Source organism: Geomonas sp. Red32 (genome assembly GCF_023652955.1).
Lineage (GTDB): Bacteria > Desulfobacterota > Desulfuromonadia > Geobacterales > Geobacteraceae > Geomonas.
The window spans coordinates 1-18,084 of record NZ_JAKLOY010000014.1; the positions used below are offsets into that span (position 1 = coordinate 1).

General features: G+C 60.7%; 15 protein-coding genes, 1 rRNA gene and 1 pseudogene. 10 read left to right on the forward strand and 7 right to left on the reverse strand.

Annotation, left to right across the window (positions count from 1 at the left end; genetic code table 11):
• Positions 1 to 104: ribosomal RNA gene (gene rrf / locus L4X63_RS23130) — 5S ribosomal RNA — on the forward strand; the annotation flags it as partial.
• Positions 105 to 497: 393 nt separating this feature from the next.
• On the opposite strand, the gene L4X63_RS23135 is transcribed toward rrf, so the two are convergent.
• Positions 498 to 938, reverse strand: a complete 441-nt coding sequence (locus L4X63_RS23135; protein ID WP_250681036.1) for a YbhB/YbcL family Raf kinase inhibitor-like protein — start codon at positions 936 to 938, stop codon at positions 498 to 500.
• Positions 939 to 1,127: 189 nt separating this feature from the next.
• On the opposite strand from L4X63_RS23135, the gene L4X63_RS23140 reads away from it, so the two are divergent.
• Together L4X63_RS23140 and L4X63_RS23145 are read left to right on the forward strand one after the other, a co-directional pair.
• Positions 1,128 to 1,526, forward strand: a complete 399-nt coding sequence (locus L4X63_RS23140) for a hypothetical protein (protein WP_250681037.1) — start codon at positions 1,128 to 1,130, stop codon at positions 1,524 to 1,526.
• 234 nt (positions 1,527 to 1,760) lie between these two features.
• Entirely contained in the window at positions 1,761 to 2,522 is a 762-nt protein-coding gene (locus tag L4X63_RS23145; RefSeq protein ID WP_250681038.1) for a L,D-transpeptidase family protein, read from the forward strand.
• A gap of 14 nt (positions 2,523 to 2,536) precedes the next feature.
• Here the strand turns inward: L4X63_RS23145 and L4X63_RS23150 are convergent, their stop codons facing one another.
• Positions 2,537 to 4,807, reverse strand: coding sequence for an ATP-binding response regulator (locus L4X63_RS23150; protein WP_250681039.1), 2,271 nt, complete (start codon positions 4,805 to 4,807; stop codon positions 2,537 to 2,539).
• A 224-nt stretch (positions 4,808 to 5,031) separates the two neighbouring features.
• On the opposite strand from L4X63_RS23150, the gene L4X63_RS23155 reads away from it, so the two are divergent.
• Positions 5,032 to 6,450: a carotenoid oxygenase family protein gene (locus L4X63_RS23155; protein WP_250681040.1), complete on the forward strand. Its 1,419-nt coding sequence runs from the start codon at positions 5,032 to 5,034 to the stop codon at positions 6,448 to 6,450.
• Here L4X63_RS23155 and L4X63_RS23160 read toward each other — a convergent pair.
• Positions 6,437 to 6,763, reverse strand: a complete 327-nt coding sequence (locus tag L4X63_RS23160) for a cytochrome C (protein ID WP_250681041.1) — start codon at positions 6,761 to 6,763, stop codon at positions 6,437 to 6,439. The two genes, L4X63_RS23155 and L4X63_RS23160, sit on opposite strands and share 14 nt — an antisense overlap.
• Positions 6,764 to 6,960: 197 nt before the next feature.
• Here L4X63_RS23160 and L4X63_RS23165 point away from each other — a divergent pair, with 197 nt between their 5' ends.
• Complete coding sequence (locus L4X63_RS23165; protein WP_250681042.1) at positions 6,961 to 7,419, forward strand: response regulator; 459 nt, start codon at positions 6,961 to 6,963, stop codon at positions 7,417 to 7,419.
• Positions 7,416 to 8,963 (forward strand): SpoIIE family protein phosphatase, encoded by a 1,548-nt coding sequence (locus tag L4X63_RS23170; protein WP_250681043.1) that lies wholly within the window; start codon positions 7,416 to 7,418, stop codon positions 8,961 to 8,963. The genes L4X63_RS23165 and L4X63_RS23170 overlap by 4 nt, the downstream gene beginning before the upstream one ends.
• Positions 8,964 to 9,038: 75 nt before the next feature.
• Here L4X63_RS23170 and L4X63_RS23175 read toward each other — a convergent pair whose 3' ends face one another.
• The 3 genes and pseudogenes from L4X63_RS23175 to L4X63_RS23185 all read right to left on the reverse strand — a co-directional run bounded on the left by L4X63_RS23175 (position 9,039) and on the right by L4X63_RS23185 (position 11,620).
• The gene (locus L4X63_RS23175) at positions 9,039 to 10,169 is read right to left on the reverse strand and encodes a PQQ-dependent sugar dehydrogenase (RefSeq protein WP_250681044.1); all 1,131 of its coding nucleotides are present in this window, start codon (positions 10,167 to 10,169) and stop codon (positions 9,039 to 9,041) included.
• Positions 10,170 to 10,349: 180 nt separating this feature from the next.
• Positions 10,350 to 10,716 (reverse strand): annotated as a pseudogene (locus L4X63_RS23180) (secondary thiamine-phosphate synthase enzyme YjbQ).
• Complete coding sequence (locus L4X63_RS23185) at positions 10,604 to 11,620, reverse strand: D-alanyl-D-alanine carboxypeptidase family protein (RefSeq protein ID WP_250681045.1); 1,017 nt, start codon at positions 11,618 to 11,620, stop codon at positions 10,604 to 10,606. Before L4X63_RS23185 ends, L4X63_RS23180 begins: the two are co-directional and overlap by 113 nt.
• Before the next feature lie 120 nt (positions 11,621 to 11,740).
• Between L4X63_RS23185 and mutL the strand changes: the two genes are divergently transcribed.
• From mutL to L4X63_RS23205, 4 genes are all read left to right on the forward strand, one after another.
• Positions 11,741 to 14,002, forward strand: a complete 2,262-nt coding sequence (gene mutL / locus L4X63_RS23190) for a DNA mismatch repair endonuclease MutL (RefSeq protein ID WP_250681046.1) — start codon at positions 11,741 to 11,743, stop codon at positions 14,000 to 14,002.
• 3 nt (positions 14,003 to 14,005) lie between these two features.
• On the forward strand, positions 14,006 to 14,920 hold the full coding sequence (miaA, locus tag L4X63_RS23195; RefSeq protein ID WP_250681047.1) for a tRNA (adenosine(37)-N6)-dimethylallyltransferase MiaA: 915 nt from the start codon (positions 14,006 to 14,008) through the stop codon (positions 14,918 to 14,920).
• Between the two features lie 12 nt (positions 14,921 to 14,932).
• Positions 14,933 to 15,157: an RNA chaperone Hfq gene (gene hfq / locus L4X63_RS23200; protein ID WP_012529414.1), complete on the forward strand. Its 225-nt coding sequence runs from the start codon at positions 14,933 to 14,935 to the stop codon at positions 15,155 to 15,157.
• Between the two features lie 232 nt (positions 15,158 to 15,389).
• Complete coding sequence (locus L4X63_RS23205; RefSeq protein ID WP_250681048.1) at positions 15,390 to 16,682, forward strand: DUF512 domain-containing protein; 1,293 nt, start codon at positions 15,390 to 15,392, stop codon at positions 16,680 to 16,682.
• A 113-nt stretch (positions 16,683 to 16,795) separates the two neighbouring features.
• On the opposite strand, the gene L4X63_RS23210 is transcribed toward L4X63_RS23205, so the two are convergent.
• Entirely contained in the window at positions 16,796 to 17,890 is a 1,095-nt protein-coding gene (locus tag L4X63_RS23210; RefSeq protein ID WP_250681049.1) for an AAA family ATPase, read from the reverse strand.
• Positions 17,891 to 18,084: the final 194 nt, after the last annotated feature.

Here is an 18,084-nt window from a genome sequence, read left to right on the forward strand (position 1 = left end):
CCGAGAGGGCCACACCCGTTCCCATCCCGAACACGGAAGTTAAGCCTCTCAGGGCCGATGGTACTGCACTGGTAACGGTGTGGGAGAGTAGGTCGCCGCAGGGAATTTAATAGAAAGCCCCGCCTGGGTATTCCAGCGCGGGGCTTTTGCTTTTCTCCCTACTCTCGCTGTCCTTCCTCTCTGGATTCTGTCCCCTCAATATGCGAAGAGCTGGCATTCTAACTACGCCAGCCCTTGCTTTGGAGAAGTCACCTTCCCTTTCTTTGAATTTTAGTAGGTGCTTTGGTGAATACTGCTATCTGCTTCTACTCGCGCTTCACTAGTGGATTTGTAGCTGGCGTGGGAGCAAAAGCACCTAATCTCGGTCTCACCTTCCTTTTGATTATACTGTACCCTTCCTGCACTAAAATTGCAAATCTCTCATCCCTGTGAAGCCGTGACTGGCGTAGGTTTAGGAGGTATTTGCCAACTGGCTCCGCAGGCGGATTTCCATTGATTCAAACCGGGGCATTGTTGGTACGTGAGTACGTTCCCATCAGTTCCGCGGTCGCTAAAATGTGCCCTTCCATTGCGGCAATCAAATCGCTTCTTAGCGCTCCTTCTTCCAAGTGCAGCTTTATGTCAAGGGCGTAGAGGCGGAAGAAGTAACGGTGGGTCCCTGAGGGGGGGCTCGGACCTTCGTATCCAACGCTTTTATTGCTGTTTAACCCTTCTACTGCATGGATCTCTTTGACCTCTACCGGGATATTCCAAAGCAGCCAGTGAATGTAGAGCCCTGAAGGCGCATCAGGATCTGCTACCACCAGTGCCAGTGATTTGGCTTCCGCGGGTACACCATGAACAGCCAGATACGGGTTGACGTTATCGCCATCGCAGGTGTACTTGGAGGGGATCAGGGTGCTGTTATTGAAAGCAGAACTGGTTAACTTGAATTCCATGGTGGACCTCTCATGTGTAAAATTAACAAGTGCCAATACGTGGTATCGTGTGACGACGGGGCGTCAACCCTGCTTTATAGTGCAAGGGGTATTGCATTGCCATCATGATTAGGTAGCATTAATCGAGTCCGGGCGACTGCATTTGACCGCCCCGAGCGCACCGATCCCTGGTCCACAAGGAGGTCTCTCATGTCCTTGGAACGTATGCTTCTTTTCACTGTCGTGTTCGCCCTCGCCGGTTGCGCCACGAAAGGTTTCGTTAAACAGCAGGTAACCCCCGTCTCCTGCCGGGTCGACGTCATTGAATCACGGCAAAACATCCTGGATCAGAGGATCTCCGCCGCTGAAGGCCGCCTCAACTCCCTGGAGAACCGGGCTAACACCCTTGAAGGCCAAGTCAGCGCCCTCCCGAAGACAATGGAACTGCCAGCCGCGGACCGTGCCGTCTTGACCGATACCGAGAGAAAGAGTATCGACGCCGCCCAACGGGCAGAAGCCGCTGCCCGCAATGCTGAGGCCGCAGCTACCAATGCCGACGCCGCTGCCCGGCCGGCGGCCAAATCATTTGAACTTGGGCAGAAGAAGTAGGCCTTACACGACGCCACAGGTTGAGTAGCCCGCGGCCATCCCCCCTGCCATGGCAGCAAACTCCATTCATTCCGGCTCTTCCTTCTCTTCATGGTCCTTGTATTCGGGCTTTCACCCTTTTCGTTGTCCGCAGGTACCTTTGGGCTGGAGGGAGAGCTCTTCGGCCGCATCGACTCCCATACCGTCAACAAAAACGAATCGCTTTTCGAGATCGCCCGTCATTTCGACTTGGGATTGAACGAGATCACCGCTGCCAACCCCGGCGTCGATCCTCTCATCCCGCCAACCGGTGCTACCATCACCATACCGACCTCCTGGATCCTCCCCCAAATCCCCTTCCGGCCGTGCCTGGTCATCAACCTCACGGAGTTCCGGCTGTACTACTTCCCTGCTGGCTCTCAAGGGGAGGTAATCACCTATCCGGTTGGAATCGGTGAGCAAGGCGACACCCCGGCGGGAAGCTACCGTGTGGTGGAAAAAATAATCCACCCGGCATGGCATGTTCCCCCCTCGATCAGGCGGGAACAACCCTCCCTGCCAAAGGTAGTTCCTGCCGGTCCGAGCAACCCAATGGGTACCCGTGCTCTCAGGCTTTCCGCCAAAAATATTCTAATCCACGGCACGGACCGCCCATGGGGGATCGGAAGCCGTTCGAGCCATGGTTGTCTGAGGCTGTATCCCGAGGACATCGTGAAACTTTACCGGGAGGTCCCGGTGGGAACGAGAGTGGTAGTCGTCAACCAACCGGTAAAAGTAGCGGTCCAGGGGGGGCGGGTGTATGTGGAGAATCACGATGCGGTTGGAGGTGAATGGGCTGTGGGGGAGGCGCTACGCCTCCTCTCCAAGCGATCGCTGGTGGCATCAACCGATTTTTCCAAGCTTCGGAAGGCGATCACGGAAAAGAGAGGATATCCCATCGACGTCACTTTGGACCGAGGTGGTGGGATAGGAGAAAAGGTGGCTCCGGTGATGCGACAGTACTCTTCCCCTCAATGACGAGGGATCGGCCATCATGAGTCGAGGGTTTCTCGGATCTTGGTAAGCAGGAGCGAAGGGGGGACCGGCTTAGTAAGAATATGGGCCTTGTCTGCCATGATGTTTTCCTTCCTGATGATTTCGTCGGTGTAGCCGCTCGTGAAAAGCACCTTCACCCCCGGCCGGATCTTCTGGATCTCCTCGTAAACCTGCCACCCATTTTTCCGCGGCATGATGGCATCGAGGAAGGCGAGGGCAATCTCCTCCTGGTGCTGCCGGAATTTCGCCACTGCATCGTCCCCGGCGACCGCAACTATGGTGCGGTAGCCGTAAGCCTCGAGGACATCGACGACGATCTTGCGGACATTCTCGTCGTCTTCGGCAACCAGAATAGTTTCGGTGCCGCGGGGAAAGAGTTGGGCGGTCTCCTCTTCGGCAAGCTGGGTCTCCCGCGTGAGGGGGAGATAGATCCGGAAGGTGGTCCCGTACCCCACCTCGCTGTAGACCTTGATCTGGCCGTTGTGCTGCCGGACGATGCCATAGACGATGGAAAGACCGAGGCCGGTCCCTTTCCCGGGGGCCTTGGTGGTGAAAAACGGCTCGAATATTCGTTCGAGGTTCTCTTTGGGAATCCCGGTACCGTTGTCGGAGAAGACGATAGTCGCATAGGTGCCGGGACTCACGTTGGCGGCGGCAGCCCTTTCGCTATCGATAGTATCCGATCCGGTACTGATGGAGATCCTTCCTCCTTCGGGGACCGCATCGTGCGCGTTCACCGCCAGGTTCATAAGGACCTGCTCGAGTTGGCCCACGTCGGCCAGCACCGTCAGCTTTTCCGGCGAAGGCGTGATCGCCAGTTCGTGTTCCTCGCCGATGACCATGAGGAGGAGCCGCTTGATGTCCTGGATAACCGTGTTGAGATCGACCGGTACCAGAGAGATGGCGTGCTTCCTGCTGAAGGCGAGCAGCCCGCGGGTAAGTCCCGCAGCGCGCTCGGCGGCATCGAGCATCTGCTGAAGGTACGGCATCAACTGGCTGTCACGGGACAGGTTCATCTGCATCAGCGCAGCGTTGCCGATGATGACGGTGAGAATGTTGTTGAAATCGTGGGCAACTCCCCCCGCCAGTGCGCCGATCGATTCCATCTTCTGCGACTGGTGCAGCTGTTCCTCGAGCTTTTGGCGCTCCGTGATGTCCTCCACCACGCCGATCAGGTAGGCAGGTGCTCCCTTGGTTCCGTGGACAAGGGAGAGGGTGAGGATGGTCCAGACCGCGGAACCGTCGGCCCTTCGGTATCGCTGCTCCGCCGTGTAGGTCTTGATCTTCCCTTCCAGCAGGAGCCGGACGTGGTCCTCGAACGCCTGCAGGTCGTCGGGATGGGTGATCTCCTGAATCGTCCGTTGCAGCATTTCACTGGGAGGGCAGCCAACGATATCGCAAAAACGCCTGTTGACCAGGTTAAGCCTTCCCTCCGGAGACATGTGGGCGATTCCGATGGGGGCCTGCTCAACGGTGCTTCTGAAACGGAGCTCGCTCTCCTCGATAACCGCCGCCTTCTTGATCAGGTTTCTCGCCCCCACGCCGATCCCGGTGAGTCCCATCACCCAGAAGAAGAGGTGCCCGATGGCAATGCCGGCCATGGTAGTTTCCATAGCCTTCTCGACCTGGGCGACGGGGATGGAGACGCTGATCCCTCCGCGTACCGTGAGACCGTTGGTCCTCCGGTCGGCGTGGTGGCAGGTCAGGCAGGGGTCGTGGGCCATCATGGGGCGCATCAGACGCATGTAAGTAATTCCGTCGATGGTCTCGATCCCGCTCACCTCGGAGGCTCCCCGCTGGAAGGCTTGCAGTGCCTTACTCTCCCAGGGATCCGGGGCATTTTCCGGACGGAGAGGTGTGAGGCTCGTGATGTGTCCTTGGCTGACTTCGGGGTGGTTGCGGGCCCGTTCGAAGACCTGCCGGATCATGGCTGCCGGACTCACCAGGGTGAGCTTCTTACCCGATGGAGTGGTGATGTCGCGTTCGGGATGTTTGGCGAGATAGGGATTGGGCTGGTTTTTGCCGGTGACCGGGGCGTACACGCCTCCGTAGCTTTCTGCCCAGTCGCGGTAGTGGAGGTCCTTGGCGAGCGCTGCCCTTGCCTCGGCGAGGATGATGGAGTGGGCTTCCTCCTGCTGATGCCGGTAATTGATGATAAGCGAAATGGCCACCAGCATGGTCCAGAACGCGCCGAGCCAGATCGAGTAATTCCTCAGGCGCCGTAACTGTACTTGGCGGTTTTCGCGTGGCGTTCCGCGCTCGTTCATGGCATCCTTTATTGGTTAAAATTAAGATTTATGAAGTATACCATACCTCCCGTGCTGGACGGATTGGAGGATCGATGCTTTCACGTCGCCACCTATTGGGGCTAGGGGCGGAGGCTTCCGTGGCAATGTTGTTGTCAGGGTGCGCCTCGAGCCCTCCGCTTAAGAAGGAGGTTTTCCCTGAATATGGGGACCGCGCGAGGCCTTACCTAGGGCTGGCCACCACCTTGCGAGAAGAGTACAGCTACTCCCCGGAGGTGGAGGGAGAGCTCCCCGTGGAGGTGCGCGGGACGCTTTACAGAAACGGCCCCGCACTATTCGACCGCGGCGGTCTCCGCAAGCGAAACCTGCTGGATGGCGACGGCATGGTGCAGGCCTTCGTCTTCCGGGATGACGGGGTCCGGTACCGCAACCGGTTCGTTCGTACCCGCAAGTTCATCGACGAGGAGGCCGCCGGCCGTTTTCTCTATCCGAGTTGGAGCACCCAGGCGCCAGGAGGCTTCTGGGGAAACTTCCTGCGGATGAACTTCATGGGGCAGGCGGGAATCACCGTCTTCCCCTGGCGCGGAAGGCTCTACGCCTTCGACGAGTGTGCGCTCCCCTACGAAATGGACCCGGTTACCTTAGCCACCTATGGGGTCTCCCGCCTTGGACTCCCTGAAGGGCTCACCATCTACGCTGCTCACGCCAAGTTCGACCCCGTCTCCGGCGACTGGCTCCACTTCGGAATCCTCTACGGCCCGAAGCCGCAGCTGCACCTCACTATCTTCGCTCCCGACGGGTCGCTGAGAGCTCACCGCTCTCTTCCGATGCCACGGAAGGTTTACCTGCACGACTGGTTCGTAACCCGCAGATACCTGCTCCTATCGCTTCATCCGGTGGAGATGGATTTCTGGCCGGTACTGCTAGGGCGAAAGAGCATGGTGGAGTCGCTGTCATGGCACCCGGAAAAAGGCAACCTGCTGCTGCTATTCGATCGACATCTTCGGGGGGATCCGGCACTCATGGAGACGGAGGCCTCGTACATGTGGCACTCGGTGAACGCCTATGACCGTGGGGAAACGGTGGTGGCCGACTTCATCGCCTACCACAACCCCGACCACTTCGTCGGGCGGGACCCGGTGGCCGCGGCTGTCATGCAGGGGCGCCCGGGGGAGCATGCTTGCCCGGGGGCGCTGCGACGCTACCGGATCGATCCCGCGAGAAGGACGGTGCAGCAGGAAATCGTGGAACAGGGGGGGAACTACGAATGGCCGAGGGTCAACGAACTGCGCAGGGGACTATCGCACCGGTTTGGTTATTTCCTCGACGCGAGGCCCGGAGACTTCTTCTGGACCAAGGTGTGCAGGTTTGACTTCGAGAGCGGACGGTTGGAGCGATACGATTTCGGGCCCGGCCGTTTTCCGACCGAGCCCGTCTTCGTGCCGCTGCCGGGCCGTCCTTATACCGAGGGGGAAAAGGACGAGCCGGGTTACCTTTTGACCGAGGTGTACGACAGCAATAGCAGGCTGAGTTCCCTCGCCATCCTGAGAGCCGGCCGGCTGGGGGACGGGCCGGTCGCTCTCGTACGCCTGCGGCACCACGTTCCCTTCAGCTACCACGGGTGGTGGTCGCCAGGTATGGGGGAGGGGATTACTTCTTCTTGAGCGGGGTCTGCTGCCAGAAGATCCCCAGGACCGATTTGTCGTTGGCCGACAGCTTCACCCCTTTTTGCTCCATGCGCTGCTGGATCATTTTCATGTCCTTGCCCGCGGTGATAGCATCCTGGATTCGCTTCGCGCTGTGGCAAGAGACGCATTTCTTCTGGATGACCGGAGTGGCCTTGCCGAAGTGGCCACCGGTGACCGCGCCCAGGTTCTGGCCGGTGGCCGGGGGAGAGGTTATTTCGCTGGCGGAGAACGCCGAAGAAACAGGGACCAGGCTCAACAGGGCCAAAATCGAAATTGCATGAGGTTTCATTTATCCTCCCTTTACCGGAAAGTCATAGCACTGGGAAAGATTACCAGAAAACTCCTCCTCTTGACAGTCTCCCCGGCGTGAAATTCACACGCCGCCTCTGGCGTCTCCCCCCTTCCCTGCCAAGCCGCTAATGATCTTCAGAATGTGGTAGACTAATTATAGTTGCTGACTGTCGAGGTCGGATGGGAGGCGGGCAAATGGTTAGATTGAAACGGATCCTTCTGGTTGAGGACAATGCCAACGACGCCGAACTCACCATGGAGGCACTATCTGAGCATAATCTCGTCAACGGGGTCGACCTGGTCAGGGACGGCGCCGAGGCTTTGGACTATTTGTACAAGCGGGGCTCCTATCAGGGAAAACAGGACGGCAACCTGGCCGTTATCCTGCTCGACCTCAAACTCCCCAAAGTTGATGGCCTCGAGGTCCTCCGGACTATCAAGGGGGACCCGAAGCTGCGGTTCATTCCGGTAGTCGTGCTGACCTCGTCCCGGGAAGAGAGGGATGTGGTGGAAAGCTACCGGCTCGGTGTCAACGCCTACGTGGTGAAGCCGGTAAACTTCGGCGAGTTCATCGGAGCCGTCAAGGAACTCGGGGCCTTCTGGGCCATCATCAACGAACCTCCTCCCACGACCCTCAAAAGGGGCGATTCATGACCCAACCGTTGCGCATACTTCACCTCGAAGATGACCCCATGGATGCGGAGCTGGTCCTCATGACCCTCCAGGCCGACGGGATGGCGTGCGAGGTACAGGTGGTATCCTGCCGGGAGGAGTTCGAGGCCGCCCTCCAGCGCGGTGGAATGGACCTGATCCTGGCAGATTTCGCCCTTCCGGCTTTCGACGGCATGACGGCACTCGCTATGGTCCGGGCGATCCTTCCCGATCTCCCCTTCGTCTTCGTTTCCGGAAAACTTGGGGAAGAAGCCGCTATCGAGTCGCTGAAGAGCGGGGCCACTGACTACGTCTTGAAGAACCGGCTCTCCCGTCTCACTCCCGCGGTGCAACGGGCGCTGACCGAGGCCCAGGAGCGGGCCAAACAACGGCAGACCGAAAATGAGCTGGAGCGGGCCTACCTCGAGATCGAGAAACGTGCCGAAGACTACCGCAATCTCTTCAACAGCATCCGGGACGTGATCGCCGTCACCGACGACAACCGCCGCATCCTCCACGTCAACCAACCGGCCCTTCAGGAGGTGTTTGGCTATCAGACCGAGGAGGTCGTCGACCGGAGCATCAGCATCCTGTACGCACAGGACGGGGATTTCCGGCGCACCGGCGAGGAGTTTTTCGACCTTTACGGGGGGCAGAAGGGGAAGCTCTTGGAACTCGAGTTCCGCAGGAAAAACGGCGAGGTCTTTATCGGCGAGCAGTATGCCATGAAGCGGTTCGACAGCCAGGGTGTCGCCACCGGCAACGTCTCGATCTTCAGGGATATCAGCGAGCGGAAGAAGGCCGAGGCCGCTCTGCGGGAAAGTGAGTTGCGCCGCTATCAGCTCCAGGTGGAACTGAAGTACGCGGCGGAGATCCAGGACAAGCTCCTTCCCCGCACCAAGCCGAACGTTCCCGGTTTCGACGTCGCGGCCCGCTGCCTGCCAGCCAAGCAGGTGGGAGGGGATTTCTACGATTGGCAGCAGGTTACCCCTACCATCTTCTACTTCACCCTCGGTGACGTGATGGGGAAGGGGATGGCGGCTGCCATGCTGATGGCGACGGTCCGCGCGGCGCTCCATGCCGTGACCCTGTACAACACGCCGGCCCAGGCGCTCCACCTGGCCGAGAAGGCACTCTTTGCCGACCTGGAAAACTCCGAGAGCTTCGTGACCCTCTTTCACGGCCAGTTGAATGCCGGGCACAAGACCTTCAGCTTCGTGGACTGCGGCCATGGCTATGTGTTCGTCCGCCGTGCCAACGGCATGGTGACCGGGCTTTCACCGCGGGGATTGCCCCTCGGCGTCCAGGGGGGGGAAATATACCAGGAGGGGAGGATCAAGCTGGACCGGGGCGACGTGCTGGTTCTCTACAGTGACGGCCTGATCGATGCCAACCCCCGCCTGTCACTGACCAACCAGATCCTGGCTCACCGGCTCGCCGGCCTGGAGAGCGCCGAGGAGATGGTCGATGCCCTCATCGCGCTCACCGAAACTCCGGACCCGCAGCCAGACGACATCACGGTGCTGGTGGTCCGCTGCACGAAGTAACACAGCGGTATCCAACCTGCTTTCCTCGGCCGTCCAAGCCGCCAGCGCCCATCGCCTCTTCCCCGCCTCTCGACGTCACTTCCGGTAGCTGATCCGATAGATCGCGTCGGCCTTGTCGTCCGATACCAGCAGGCTCCCGTCCGGCAGCACCTGGACATCCACGGGACGTCCCCAGGCACTCCCTTTGTGAAGCCACCCCTCCGCGAAAACCTGGTAACTCCGGTCTTTTTCTCCTTTGGAGGCAACCATCGATACCCGGTAGCCGGTCGGCGTGGTCCGGTTCCAGGAGCCATGTTCGGCTATGAAGATCCGGCCGTGGTACTGGGAAGGGAACATGCTCCCCGTGTAAAAGCGCATACCCAAGGCGGCTACATGTGCGGGGAGTTCAACCTCCGGGGGGACGAAGGCATCCTTCTTCATCATCGAGCCGAACTCGGGGTCGGGGATGTTGTGCCCGTGCCAGTAAGGAAAGCCGAAGTGAAGGCCCGCCTTGGGCGCGCGGTTGAGCTCGTCGGGGGGGCGGTTGTCTCCCATCCAGTCGCGCCCGTTGTCGGTGAACCACAGTTCGTGCGTTACCGGGTGCCAGTCGAAACCGACCGTGTTGCGGATACCGCGGGCGAAGATCTCCAGCTGACTGCCGTCCGGATTCATCCTCATGATGGAGGCGAAGCGGGGATCCTTCGACTCGCAGACGTTGCAGGGGGCACCGACCGGGACGTAGAGTTTGCCGTCGGGGCCGAAGCGGATGAACTTCCAGCCGTGATGGCTCTTGTCCGGGAAGGTGGCGTTTACCACCACGGGGCGCGGCGGGGCGGCGAGATGCTCCTCGATATTGTCAAAGCGGATCACCCGGCTGATCTCGGCCACGTACAGCGATCCCTTCCGGAACGCTACCCCGTTGGGCTCCCTGAGCCCCTTCGCTATGGTGTAAACTTTGGCCTTCGGGGTGCCGCCGTTGACCACCGCGTACACCTTCCCTTCCCCGCGGGAGCCGACGAAGAGGGTGCCTTTGGCGCCCAAGGTCATCGAGCGGGCTCCCGGGATATTCTGGGCGTAAACCTCGATGGAGAATCCGGGGGGGAGCTTGATGTAGTCGAGGTGCAGGTCCGATGCGTGGGAGATGGCCGCCAGGAAAAGCACGAGCAGGAAGGATACATTCTGGTAGGTCCTGACTGCGGAGAGGGTAGCGGTTTTGCTGGCCTTCATCGAGTCCTCCTGCCGGACGGCGTCCATCGTCAGCCCCCGCCTCCTAGAGAGAAGCGTAAAGGGGAGCCGCGGGAGTGGTTGGGTCAAGGCGGCGCGGTTAGCACCGCGATAGGAAAGCCAGGCAAAGGTCAGCCCACGGAAAGCGAGTGGGGCGTTGCGGACCCCGGCGCAGATGGCTGGTCACTCGCCGATGATCTTGATGAGGACCCGTTTGCGGCGCAGGCCGTCGAACTCGCCGTAAAAGATCTGCTCCCAGGGCCCAAGGTCGAGCCGCCCCTCGGTGACCGCCACCACGACCTCGCGCCCCATGATGGTCCGCTTGAGATGGGCGTCGCCGTTGTCTTCGCCGGTGTTGTTGTGCCGGTAGCGCGAGTACGGCTTCTCGGGGGGCGAGCCCTTCCAGCCATTGCTCGAAATCCTGGTGCAGGCCCCCTTCATCGTCGTTTATGAACACGCTTGCGGTGATGTGCATGGCGTTGCACAGGAGCAGACCTTCGCGGATGCCGCTTTCCGACAGCGCTTTCTCCACGTCCCCCGTTATGTTCACCAGACCACGCCGCTTCCTGATCTCGAACCAGAGCTCCTTGCGGTAATGCTTCATCATTCCCTCCTTTTACTTCCCTTGATCGCATGGCAGATGTCGAAACGCGGAAGGCGGCATCCAGCATGGCGGGCGCCGTCTTCCAGCGGTTTTGCGAGCGCATCAGGACCAGCAGCACTTTCCGGTCGTCCCGCTTGGCCAGGGCCACCAGGCACTGCCCCGCCCGGGGGGTGGTACCGGTCTTCACGCCGTAGGCTCCGGGATAGCGGCCGATGAGGCGGTTCTTGTTGCGGAGCTGAAAGCTGCGCCTTCCGTTTACGGTGGAGATCCTCATGCTCTTGCGGGATACCAGCTCCTCGAAAAGCGGGAGATCCAACGCATGCTCGGCTAGCACCGCCAGGTCGTGCGCCGTGGTATAGAGGGAGGCATCGTCGTGGCCGCAGGCGTTGGCGAAGCGGGTGTTGGCCAAGCCGAGCTCTTTGGCCTTGGCGTTCATCTTTTCCACGAAACCGCCCTGGCTGCCGCCGGCGTGGTCCGCCAGCGCCCGGCAGGCGTCATTGGCCGAGGCGATGAGGGTGGCCGCCAGCAGGTCGCGCACCTTCAGCCGCTCGCCGCGCCGCAGTCCGATCCTGCTCCCGGTCTCCCGCGCGGCCCCCTTGCTTACGGTTACCACCTCGTCCATACGGGATTTTTCCATGATAAGCAAGGCTGTCATGATTTTGGTGAGGCTCGCGGGAGCGAGACGGCGGTCCGGATTCTTTTCCAGGACCGTGCGGTCGTTGATCTTGACAAGGTACGATGCGGCGGAGTAGTGGGAGGGGGAGACCGATGCCGGAGCCGGTGGCGCGAAAACCAAGGCCGCGGTGAGGCAGGCAATGGTGGAGCAGGCAATGTAGGAAAGACGGTTCATATTTACAATTTAACATCAGCTAATCTTCCTGCAATCCCTGACCGTGGATTGGGATTTGCATTGCCGGGGAGGTTAAGGTATCTTGGCTCAGCTTCAAATGAGACGTTTGCGAGGGGTGCATTGGCTACCAAGATACGAATCCTTCCCGAGAACCTGACCAACAAAATCGCCGCCGGCGAGGTCGTCGAACGGCCGGCCTCCGTCGCTAAAGAGCTGGTGGAGAACGCGCTCGATGCCGGGACCAGGGAGGTGGTGGTCGAGATCGAAGGGGGAGGGCGGAAACTGATCCGGATCTCCGATACCGGGTGCGGGATGTCCCGGGAGGACGCGCTTCTGGCCCTGGAGCGGCACGCGACCTCCAAAATCGCCACCGACGCCGACCTCTTCTCTCTCTCCACCCTGGGCTTCCGCGGGGAGGCACTCCCCTCCATCGCCTCCGTCTCCCGCCTGACCATCGCCACCCGGACCCCCGATGCGGTGGAAGGGGCCGAGATCTATGCGGAGGGGGGGCGGATCAAGGAGGTCAAGGAGTGCGGGATGGCGGCCGGCACCGTCATTGCCGTGAGGAACCTCTTCTTCAACACCCCGGCACGGCTGAAGTTCATGAAGAGCGCGGAGACCGAGGGGGGGCACGTCGGCGAGCTCCTCACCCGCCTGGCCATTTCCCGCCCCGATGTCCGTTTCACCTACCTCAACGACGGTAAGCAGGTCTTCCGGGCCCTCGACAGCGACCTGAAAACCCGGGTCGCCACCATGCTGGGACGGCAGATCGCCGGCTTTCTCCATCCCGTTTCCTACCAGGACGGCAGCGGCCTGAAGGTGAGTGGGCTGGTGGCGGCACCGGAATGCAGCCGCAGTGCGGCAAGCCATCTCTATACCTACATAAACGGCCGCTTCATCCGGGACAAGGTGGTTCAGCATGCCGTCCTCCAGGCCTACCGGAACTTCATGGAAAAGGGACGCTACCCGGTGGTGGCTCTCTTCATCGATATCGATCCCGGAGAGGTGGACGTCAACGTGCATCCGACCAAGCACGAGGTGCGGTTCCGGGAGCAGGGGCGGGTACACGATGCGATTCAGTTCGCGGTGGAGTCGGTTCTGAAGGAGACGCCGTGGCTGAGACGTCAGCCGGCGGCCACGGCCGTCACTGCGGCATCATCGGCAAGCGCTGCCAGACCGGCCGCCGGTGGGGCGACCTCATCCACTGCCGTATCTGCAGTCCGGGGGAGCACGGCTGCTTTGCCCTCCGGTGCCTCTGCGACCCGTCCCTCACAGTCCCCGCTCCCCCTTGCTTCGAGCGCCAGGAAGGAAGCCGCAACCACTGGTGAACGAGAGTTGGCACCTGGTGAGGCGAGCGCCCCGGTATCCGCTGCTTCCAACGGGCAGGCGATCTCCGGCGTCAGCGCCGCGCGTGTGGCTGAGGTCCGGGAGTTGCTGGTCAACTACCAGCCCCGCCCGCAGCCGGCTCTGCGCCCCTATTTCCAACCCTCGCCCGACAAGAGCGGGGCGGCGAAAGGAGGGGACGACACCTCCCCCCCGCCAGCGCAGCAAGCAGGCCCAGAACCTCATCCAGCCGGCAGTGAGCCGGAACGGCCCGAAATCGGGAGGGGCGCGCCGGGGGCCGCGGTTAAGTGCGAGCCAGCCAAAGAGCCGGTACAGGAAACCGGCACCCGGAGAGGCATTCTTCCTCCGGCCGGGGTAGCTGATCCGGCTGAGGGAATCGGCCCCGAAGGTGCCTCTCCCCCGCCTGAGCCCATGGGACCGGAACCCGACCCTGTGCAGGAGGAGAGTGCACAGGGATACTTCTCGTCCCTGGCGGTCATTGGGCAGTTCAACGCCTCCTACATCCTTTGCCAACATGGCACCGATCTCGTCTTGATCGACCAGCACGCGGCCCACGAGCGGGTGGCGTTCGAAAAGCTGAAGGGCGAATTGGCCGCCCGCGAGGTGGACAGCCAAGGGCTCCTTTTCCCGGAGCCGATCGAGCTGAGTTACCAGGAGTCGGCGGTCCTCAAGGAACACCTCAAGGAACTTGGACGCCTCGGGTTCGAGATCGACGAGTTCGGCGGCAACACCTGGCTGTTGAAGGGGGTCCCCCAGATCCTTTCCTCCACCGGATACCTCCGCACCCTGAGGGATATCCTCGAGGAGTTGGGGAGTCTCGGCAGAAGCCGCAGCTTTACCGACGTGCAGGAGGACCTCCTGGCCCGGATCGCCTGTCACAGCGTGGTCCGGGGGCGCAGGCCGCTCTCCGGCCAGGAGATAGCTGCCCTTTTCCGGCAGATGGACCAGACCGACTTCTCGAGTAACTGTCCCCATGGCAGGCCGGTCATGCAGCGGCTAACCCTGCCCGAGGTCGAGAAGATGTTCAAGAGGGTCTAGGTTTTGACGGAGAAGAAGATCAGGCTCCTCGTGGTTGGGGGACCGACCGGGAGCGGGAAAACCGAGCTGGCACTGAGGATCGCCGAGCGGATCGGCGGTGAGATCGTCAACGCCGACTCCATGCAGATCTACCGCGGGATGGATATCGGGACCGCCAAGCCGTCTCCGGAAGAGAGGGCGAGCGTTCCGCACCATCTGCTCGACATTGTCTCGCCGGAGGTCAATTTCTCCGCCTCCGACTTCCGCGAAGCCGCTACCGCGGCCATCGCCGGCATCGATGCCCGCGGGAAGATACCGATCGTGGTGGGCGGGACCGGCCTCTACATCCGCGCCCTTTTGGATGGGCTGGTCGATTCCCCCCATGGCGATCCCGAAATCCGCCAACGCTTTGCCGATATCCCCGGCCCCGAGCTGCTCGAACGCCTCTCCGCAGTCGACCCCGTCACCGCCGCCAGGCTCCACCCCAACGATCGCGTCCGGTTGATCCGGGCGCTGGAAGTCTTCGCCCAGACCGGGCGGCCGATCTCGGATTTCCGCTCCGAGCATGGCTTTTCCGGCTCCCACTACCAGACGATGAAGATTGCCATCCAGGTGGAGCGCTCCGAACTGTACCGGAGGCTCGAGGCGCGGGTGGACCGGATGCTCGAGGAAGGGCTTATCGAGGAGGTCAAGGGACTGCTGTCAGCCGGCTACTCGCGGGAGCTCAAGGCGATGCGTTCCATCGGGTACAAGGAGGCAGCCGCCTGCCTCGCCGGCGAAATCTCCCTTTCCGGCGCCACAGAGCTCATAAAACGGGACACCAGGCGTTATGCCAAGAGGCAGATGACGTGGTTCGGGAAGGAAAAAGATGTTTACTGGCTTGATTATCCTGCAGGTTTTGCTACTATCCTTGAGCATGTCATAGAATTTTTTGCATAAAGGAGCGGAATCATGCCGAAAACCCCTTTTAACATCCAGGATCAGTACCTCAACCAGTCGCGTAAGGAGCGGGTTAAGGTGCTCGTGCAGTTGATGTCGGGCGAGAAGTTGGAAGGACACATCAAGTCCTTTGATAACTTCTCTGTCCTGATGGAAGTCCATGGTGACATCCTGATCTACAAACATGCCATTTGCAGCATCACCTCCGTGGACGGCGTCTTCCGCTTGCACCAATAGTACCTCTGTACTCTCCAGAGGCGGTCTGCCCGCCTCGATGACAAGCTCCTGCGCCGGCTCATTCCGATGGGCCGGCGCCTTTTATTTCTCCGAGGCTGCTCCTGCCCGCCTTCCCTGAGCTTCTGGTCCTGCTCCCCCTTCCCTCGACGAACTGTGCCAGCTTCCCCTCGCGCTTGCAGTAAATCCCCCCAAAGTATAAGATGCCGTATCTGCAAAATACGAAGGAGGACTGATGTCCGGACTTATCGTGGAAAGGGTCATGCCCGGCAGCATTGCGGACGAACTCGAGATCGAACCGGGAGACCGCCTGCTTTCCATCAATGGTGAACCCCTGCGGGATATCATCGATTACAACTACCTGGGCTCCGACGAGGCGCTCGTTCTGGAAGTGGAGAAGGCCGACGGAGAGCTCTGGGAGCTCGAAGTGGAGCGGGATGAGGGAGAGCCGCTCGGCATCATCTTTCCTGCCCCCGCTCCCGCCCGCTGCGGGAACCAGTGCGTGTTCTGCTTCGTCCACCAGCTCCCCAAGGGGCTGAGGGCCCCGCTTTACGTGAAGGACGAGGACTACCGCCTCTCCTTTCTGTACGGAAACTACGTCACCCTCGCCAACATAGGGCGCGAGGAGATCGAGAGGATCAAGGAGCAGCGGCTGTCCCCCCTCTACATCTCGGTGCATGCCACCGATGTTGAATTGCGGGAGCGGCTGCTCGGCAAAAAAGGAATCCTCCCCATTCTCGATATCCTGAAGGAGCTTGCCGATGCGCGCATCGTCATGCATACCCAGATCGTTCTCTGTCCGGGGCTTAACGACGGTGAGGCCTTTGCCAAGACCGTCGGTGACCTGGCCGCCCTTCATCCATCCATCGCCTCGCTGGCGGTGGTCCCCGTAGGTCTCACCAGCCACCGGAAGAGGCTTCCCCTCCTGACCCCGGTGGACGAGCCTTTTGCGGCTGCCTTCGTGGCGGAGTGGGGGGCAAAGGCGGCCGAGCTGGAGGAACGGCTGGGAGAGCCGTTTCTGTTTTTAGCCGACGAGTTCTACCTGAAGGGTAACGTCCCTTTCCCTCCCCTGGAGAGCTACGGCGACCTCCCCCAGATCGAGAACGGCGTCGGAATGATCCCACTCTTTCTCTCCCAGGCCGAGGATGTGCTGGATGAGGCGGAGAAGGTGGAACCTCTCGCCGCCACCGTGGTCACGGGGCACTCTCCCTACCGTCACCTGGCCGAGTTCCTCGAGCGTCTTTCCGCCGCTACCGGTGCCGCCATCAGGCCTGTTGCCATCGACAACCGCCTCTTCGGGCCGAGCGTGACCGTTACCGGCCTCGTCTGCGGCAAGGACATCATCGCGGCGCTGAAGGGGGAGCCTTTGGGTGATTTGATCCTGGTCCCGGACGTGATGCTGAAAGAAGGGGAGGGTGTCTTCCTCGACGACCTGACGGTAGAAGATTTGGAGCGGGAATTGGGAACGGCGGTGGAGGTGGTGGAGTCGACCCCGTTCGGCATCTACGACGCACTCGCCTCCCGATAGCGATATCAGGTAGAAGAAGCGAAGGGGACCGGCTTTGGGTAAAGCGCCGGTCCCCTTCTTTGTTTGGTAGACCATCACTGCGCCGCCTGATCGACGGGGAGGCGAGGCTAAGACTATCGCGCGATGGCGTCGATCACCCGGAAGTCGAAGACATTCTCCGCCTGGCCCTTGATCAGGTTGATCTTCTCCTCATCATCCGCGGTGATCTTGGAGACATGCTCGCTCAGGGTCGTATAGACCTCGCCGGTGGTTTTCAAGGTGCGGATGTACGGGATGTTGCTGTCGTCGAGGATCTTCTGGCTGATGGCGGACATCGGGGCCGCGCCCGGAATTATGAGGCCAGCCAGCTTCTCCCGATAGGCGGGGATGTTGTAGAGAGCTGAGGTCGTCACGATCAGTTCGTCACGGGAACTGGTGGTGATCAGCAGGGTGGATTCCTGTAGCTTGTCGATGACCCTCTGGGAGGATGCCGCACCGAGCTGCACGTTGTGGATGATGCGGTTTCTCCCTGCGGGATCGCCTTGCAGGGGGAGCTGGAGCACCTTGGAGATGTCGATCAGCGTGGGGTTGGCCAGTACGGACGAGAAATCGAAGGCGCCGGCCACCTTCTGGTTGCGGGCCTCGAAAAATTTCTTAAGGTAGCCAAGGGATTCCGCCCGCTTCTCCGCAATGAGCTTGTTGACCAGCACCATCGGGACCTCGGCGCCCTGCTGGCGGAAGAGGGCAAGGTTCAGCTCCACCGAGTCGATCACGCAGCCGATCCCGCCGGCCGCCACCATCAGGACCGGTGCCCCGAGTTCCTTTGCTATCTGGGCGTTGTTGATGCCGATCACGGAACCGACCCCGCCATGGCCTGACCCCTCGATGATGAGGAAATCGTTCTTTCTCTCGAGCTCCGCACACGCTTCCCTGATCCGCTGCAGGGGCATCTGCGGAGGAATCTCGCCGCTTAAAAATCTCTTTGTGTAGCCTCTTCCCAGTACCACGGGGGACATCAGGGCCCGGTCCTTCTCAAGGCCATAGACAGAGGCAATGAGCGCGGCATCCATATCCATCTCGACCCCGTCCAAGACAAAGAGCTTGGGGCCGATGGGCTTGATGAAACCGACCCTGGCGTACTTCTTCTTTGCCAGGTGCATCAGCGAAAGACTGATAGTCGTCTTTCCACAGTGCTGACCGGTTGCCGCGATGAAAATCTTCTTACACATGCTGCTGGGCCTCGTTGAGTTCTTGGTCTTCTTTCATCTTCCGTAGATTATAACGTGATTGTTACAGCCGGATCAACAAGGTATACGCTTTGCCGCTGTTGACATCAGAATCGACCCCCGCCCCCCACCGTGATACAATTTCTGTATCCATTATACTTTATGAATTACAACTTTAGCCGACGCCGGGGACGCCG

Excerpts from the sequence above, each read along its gene's own strand:
- L4X63_RS23135 (WP_250681036.1), bottom strand. The coding sequence starts at position 938 with ATGGAATTCAAGTTAACCAGTTCTGCTTTCAATAACAGCACCCTGATC.
- L4X63_RS23185 (WP_250681045.1), bottom strand. The coding sequence starts at position 11,620 with ATGAACCGTCTTTCCTACATTGCCTGCTCCACCATTGCCTGCCTCACC.
- L4X63_RS23175 (WP_250681044.1), bottom strand. The coding sequence starts at position 10,169 with ATGAAGGCCAGCAAAACCGCTACCCTCTCCGCAGTCAGGACCTACCAG.
- L4X63_RS23165 (WP_250681042.1), top strand. The coding sequence starts at position 6,961 with ATGGTTAGATTGAAACGGATCCTTCTGGTTGAGGACAATGCCAACGAC.
- L4X63_RS23170 (WP_250681043.1), top strand. The coding sequence starts at position 7,416 with ATGACCCAACCGTTGCGCATACTTCACCTCGAAGATGACCCCATGGAT.
- L4X63_RS23150 (WP_250681039.1), bottom strand. The coding sequence starts at position 4,807 with ATGAACGAGCGCGGAACGCCACGCGAAAACCGCCAAGTACAGTTACGG.
- L4X63_RS23205 (WP_250681048.1), top strand. The coding sequence starts at position 15,390 with ATGTCCGGACTTATCGTGGAAAGGGTCATGCCCGGCAGCATTGCGGAC.
- L4X63_RS23210 (WP_250681049.1), bottom strand. The coding sequence starts at position 17,890 with ATGTGTAAGAAGATTTTCATCGCGGCAACCGGTCAGCACTGTGGAAAG.
- L4X63_RS23160 (WP_250681041.1), bottom strand. The coding sequence starts at position 6,763 with ATGAAACCTCATGCAATTTCGATTTTGGCCCTGTTGAGCCTGGTCCCT.
- hfq (WP_012529414.1), top strand. The coding sequence starts at position 14,933 with ATGCCGAAAACCCCTTTTAACATCCAGGATCAGTACCTCAACCAGTCG.
- L4X63_RS23140 (WP_250681037.1), top strand. The coding sequence starts at position 1,128 with ATGTCCTTGGAACGTATGCTTCTTTTCACTGTCGTGTTCGCCCTCGCC.